This window comes from Nonomuraea sp. NPDC049129, from assembly GCF_040648495.1.
In the GTDB taxonomy this organism is placed as follows: domain Bacteria; phylum Actinomycetota; class Actinomycetes; order Streptosporangiales; family Streptosporangiaceae; genus Nonomuraea.
Genome location: NZ_JBEZDU010000065.1, coordinates 1 through 4,804, shown reverse-complemented (window position 1 = coordinate 4,804; position 4,804 = coordinate 1). Strand labels below are relative to the sequence as shown.

Below are 4,804 nucleotides of genomic sequence, written 5' to 3'. Positions count from 1 at the left end.
AAGTCGAACTCCCAGCAGCCCGCCGGCTGCGACCATCAGCCTGCCGTACTCAACGCAGCCGCGTAACCCCCGAGAGATTTACCCAGATGACCACTTAGCCACGTCGAACGCGCTGCCTCGACGGCTGGGTGTGTGGACTCCAGCAAACCGATACAAGCCCGGCACCATCCACCTTCCCCTGCCGGTGGTCTCGGAAGGTGATGGCGGAGGCATTCGACACGGTTCCAACGGGTGCCTTGAACTGTCGTCGCTTCGGCTGAATCCGTGCGGGCTGGCGGCTGCAAGCGCTGCATGGGCCGGCCGTCTCCACGAATAGTTGCCAGGCGTTCAGATCCTTGCACGGCAGGAACTCGCATGTTCCTCACGCGGTGTTGCTGTACACGCTATGCGAACAACTAGAAGACGGGATGCCCGACCCCGGCGTGAGTCGCCGGCCGGAATCGTCAGAAACGGTAGTGCGCGACCGTGGTGCCCAGCCTGGAGAAGGCCGCGCTGAGCGCCGACAGGCGGGTCCACAGGCGCAGGGCCGTCGGGAACTGGTCGACCTCGGGCTCCCGGGTGAGCAGGATGTGCCGGATCAGGGTCAGTCGCGGGTTCCACCGTACGGGGTCGAGGCGGTCGAAGCCGGGGGACTTGAAGAGGGGGACCAGGAACCGGCTGCCGGAGTAGTGTCTCGCGGTCCAGACGGTGAATCGGGTGTAGACGTTGAACGCGATCTCCCCACTGGGAAAATGGCTGGTGAGACGGTCCAGCAGCGTGATCATCTCTTCCTGGGAGAGGAAGGGCAGCACGCCGTCGGCGACGATCACGGCGGGACGGTCGGCGGGCAGCGCCTCCAGCCAGCCGGGCTCGGTCAGGTCCGCGCCGATGGTGTGCGTGTGCGGCCGCTCCTGGATGATCCGGTGCCGGGCGTCCACGACCTCGGGAAAGTCGACGTCGTACCAGTCCGCTGTCGATGGAGGGTCGATGCGGAGGGCTCGGGTGTCGAGGCCGGCTCCCAGGTCGATGCCGATCGCGTCGGGGTGGCGGGCGATGAACCGCTGCGCGATCTCGTCCAATTTCTTGGCGCGCTGGGCGACGTCGATGGCCGAGGCCGCGCTCCAGCGGAGTTTGCGGTGGTCGTAGCCGGTCTTGTGGATGATCTCGTAGGCCATGCGGTCGCCGAGTATGGGGCTTGGCAGGCGGCTGTCGAGCGCCCGGCCGCACAGCGTCACCCACAGGGTTTCCTGCAGCGGGGTCAGTGTAGGAAGGGTCACTCCCATGATGTCCTCCAGGCTCAGATGGTGGGCATGTCGCGTCGGGTGAATCCGGCCAGGCCGGCCGCGACGAGGGCCGCCGCGACGGCGGTCATGACGATCAGTGGGGTGGCCGTCATGACCCTGCCGGGAAGTTTCGGTACGTGCTCGAAGACCGACAGGTCGATGACCCACTGGTCGAGCTGCAACTCCAGGCCGACCCAGCCGAACAACATGCTCACCATGGCCACCGCGAACGTGCCGGCGACCAGCCGAGGCAGCAGCCCGAACAGCGCGAACGCGACCCCGGTGAACACCCACACCACAGGGAGTTGCACGAGAGCGGCGGCTAGGAGGCGGGACAGCTCACGGGCGACGTCGCCGGTGTTGAGTCCGTGCGCCAGACCGGCGGCCGTCCCGAAGGCGATCAACCCGAGCGCCGGGCCGAGCAGTATGAACGCGAAGTGGCTGCCCGCCCAGCGCAGCCGGCGCACCGGGGTGGCCAGCAGGGGCTCGGCCCGCCCGTCGCGCTCTTCGTTCCTGAGCAGCAGCGCGGCCTGGATGGCGAAGCAGGCGCTGACCAGGCCGAGCATGGTCATCATGGGGGCGAGGAACTGGTCGACGAGCGTGCCGGGACCGCCGAGCCGGGCCAGCGCCTCTCGGGCCGCGGCGCCGCCGTTGTCCATCAGCGTCCCAAGGCTCGCCGACATCGCGCCGACCACGAGCCCGACCACGGCGAGTCCGGCGAGCCTGCTGATCAGCGGCCCGCGGTGCAGCCGCCAGGCCAGCGCCAGCGGGCTGCGCAGGCGGGGTCCGGCGGCGGCCGGGCCCAGGCGGGCCTGGAACATGCCGGCGCCGAGGTCGCGCCGCTCCGACAGCGCCACGGCCAGCACGATCAGCGCCAGCACGGCGCCGGCCGCGAGCGCGAGCACCCACCAGCGTTCGCCGCTGTAGGGCCGCAGCGCCTCCGCCCAGCCGAGCGGCGTCATCCAGGACACCCAGGCAGGCCCGTCACCGGACTGCGCGGCGACGTCGCCGACGCCGCGCAGCAGGATCGCGGCGCCGAGCGTGCTGATCCCGATGACGCGCGCGCCGCCCGCGCCAGTCGTGAGCTGCGCCGTCACCGCGCCGATCGAGGCGAACGCGCAGGCGGCCACCGTGAACCCGAGTCCGAGCGCCAGGGAGCCGGCGGCGGGCAGGCCCTGGCCGATCAGCGCCAGCGCCGAGGCCACGCCCAGGACCAGGGCGGCCCCGCAGGTGACGATCAGAGTGGCGGCCAGGTTCGCGTGCCGCGCCACCGCGGTCGCCCCGACCAGTTCGCGCCGTCCGGCCTCTTCTTCCGTACGCGTGTGCCGGATGACCGTGAGCAGCGCGAACAGCGCGACCATGAACGTCACGAACCCCGACCGCCAGGCGACGAGCTCGCCGAGGCTGGAGCCGTTCAGCACGCCGTAGGCGATGGTGAAGGCCCTGGTGTGGACGCTGGTCTCGTAGTAGTGCTGACGGGCCTCGGCCGTGGGGTACGCGCCGGTGAACGCGCCGACGAACACCACCGGGATCATGCAGATGAAGGCCACCCACAGCGGCAGCAGCACACGATCGCGCCGCAGCACCACGCGGATGAGCTTTCCCGTGCCGGCGAACGCGTTCATCGTCCTGCCTCCGCGTGCCGGCCCTTGACGTTCGCGGTCGCGCGGTCGTAGTGCCGCAGGAACAGCTCCTCCAGCGTCGGAGGCTGGCTGACCAGGCTGCGCACGCCGGCCTGGGTGAGGTGGCGAAGTGCGAGGTCCAGCGCGGCGGCGTCGACGCTGAAGCGTACCCGGCCGCCGTCGGCGCGCAGGCCGTGCACACCCGGCAGGCCGGCCAGCCCGTCCGGTGGGGCGGCCAGTTCGGCGTCGATGGAGGTGCGGGTGAGGTGCCGCAGCTCGGCCATGGTGCCGGTTTCGACGGTACGGCCGTCGCGGATGATCGTGACGCGGTCGCACAGCGCCTCGACCTCGGAGAGGATGTGGCTGGACAGCAGCACCGTACGGTCACCCGCGCGCCGCACTTCCTGGACCGTTTGCCGGAAGACCTCCTCCATCAGCGGGTCCAGGCCGGAGGTGGGCTCGTCGAGGATGAGCAGCTCGGCGTCGGAGGCCAGAGCCGCGACCAGGGCCACCTTCTGGCGGTTGCCCTTGGAGTAGGTGCGGCCCTTCTTACGCGGGTCGAGGTCGAAGCGCTCGATCAGCTCGTCCCGGCGCCGCCGGTCAAGCCCGCCGCGCAGCCGGCCGAGCAGGTCGATGGCCTCACCGCCGGACAGGCCGGGCCACAGGGTGACGTCGCCGGGCACGTAGGCCAGGCGGCGGTGCAGCTCAGCGGTCTGTGTCCAGGGGTCGCCGCCGAGCAGCCGGGCGGCGCCCGCGTCGGGGCGCATCAGGCCCAGCAGGATCCGGATCGTGGTGCTCTTGCCCGCGCCGTTGGGCCCGAGGAAGCCGTGCACCTCGCCGGTCCGTACGACGAGGTCGAGGCCGTTCAGTGCCCGTGCCGGGCCGAACGACTTGACCAATCCGGCCATGGAAATGGCATCAGTCTCAGTCATCATGGATGTCCTTGTGTGGTGATGGGGAGAGGGCTAGAGATCGTCTCCCTGATGGGCCTCCCAGGCGGTCTGGGCGGCTTTGAGCATGGTGTCGTCGGCGTACAAGCCGTGGGTGTAGATCTCGAGCATGGGCAGCCCGATGCGCCGCAGCACGTCGGGGCCCATCCGCTCGAAGCCGAGCGCGCGGGTCAGGGGCGGCGCCATGGTCAGCGTGGCCAGGCTCACCAGCACGGTGAGCACGGCCAGCGCCCGCACGTCGGAGGACTGGCGCATCGAGCCGCCGGCGATCCCGTCCCGGAAGAGCTGCTCGGTCTCCTCCACCAGCGTGTTGACGAACGTGGTGGCCGCGGAGGAGTCCTCCTCGATCGCGCGCACCATGTACTGCACATGGAGGCGGTACTCCTCCGAGCCCGACAGGTATTCCTGGGACAGATCCCGCACGCCGACCAGGTCAGCCGCAGTCCGGGCCCTCCTCACCAGGATCTGCAGGACGTGCTCGTCGCAGACGCTCCGCAGGTTGTCCTTGCTGCCGAAGTGCCGGATGACCAGGGCGGCGCTCACCCCTGCGGTGGCCGCGATGGCGCGCAGGTTCGTCTTCTGGAAGCCGTCGCGGGCGAAGTGCGCGATGGCGGCGTTACGGATCTTGGCCTGGGCGGTCAGATCCGCCGAAGGTGATGAACACACGTTTACTATAGTAAACATATGTTCATCGCTATGGCAACCGGGGTCAGAACGGTCCGCGGAGATCTCCCGGGGCAGCGTGCAGAGGGCCGTGCGCTTGCCAGGCAGCAGGTTCGGCATTCTGTTGCGCAGCGCGCCGCGGACAGTGTCGGCCAGCACGTGTCCTGGCCAGCCCATGGAGGCGTAGCTGACCAGCACGCCGCCCGGGGCTAAGTGGTCATCTGGGTAAATCTCTCGGGGGTTACGCGGCTGCGTCGAGTACGGCAGGCTGATGGTCGCAGCCGGCGGGCTGCTGGGAGTTCGACTC

The 4,804-nt window shown here is 69.8% G+C and carries 4 protein-coding genes; all 4 read right to left on the bottom strand.

The window, feature by feature from the left end; all coding sequences use genetic code 11:
* Positions 1 to 443: 443 nt before the first annotated feature.
* The 4 genes from AB0B64_RS60705 to AB0B64_RS60690 are packed head-to-tail and all read right to left on the bottom strand — an operon-like array spanning position 444 to position 4,500.
* Positions 444 to 1,256, bottom strand: a complete 813-nt coding sequence (locus AB0B64_RS60705; protein ID WP_358207678.1) for a class I SAM-dependent methyltransferase — start codon at positions 1,254 to 1,256, stop codon at positions 444 to 446.
* Positions 1,257 to 1,276: 20 nt separating this feature from the next.
* The gene (locus tag AB0B64_RS60700) at positions 1,277 to 2,887 is read right to left on the bottom strand and encodes an ABC transporter permease (RefSeq protein ID WP_358207673.1); all 1,611 of its coding nucleotides are present in this window, start codon (positions 2,885 to 2,887) and stop codon (positions 1,277 to 1,279) included.
* Positions 2,884 to 3,816: an ABC transporter ATP-binding protein gene (locus AB0B64_RS60695; RefSeq protein WP_357962662.1), complete on the bottom strand. Its 933-nt coding sequence runs from the start codon at positions 3,814 to 3,816 to the stop codon at positions 2,884 to 2,886. Before AB0B64_RS60695 ends, AB0B64_RS60700 begins: the two co-directional genes overlap by 4 nt.
* A 33-nt stretch (positions 3,817 to 3,849) precedes the next feature.
* Positions 3,850 to 4,500 (bottom strand): TetR family transcriptional regulator, encoded by a 651-nt coding sequence (locus tag AB0B64_RS60690; RefSeq protein WP_358207667.1) that lies wholly within the window; start codon positions 4,498 to 4,500, stop codon positions 3,850 to 3,852.
* Positions 4,501 to 4,804: the final 304 nt, after the last annotated feature.

Coding starts and splice junctions, on each gene's coding strand:
- AB0B64_RS60700 (WP_358207673.1), bottom strand. CDS start 2,887: ATGAACGCGTTCGCCGGCACGGGAAAGCTCATCCGCGTGGTGCTGCGG.
- AB0B64_RS60695 (WP_357962662.1), bottom strand. CDS start 3,816: ATGACTGAGACTGATGCCATTTCCATGGCCGGATTGGTCAAGTCGTTC.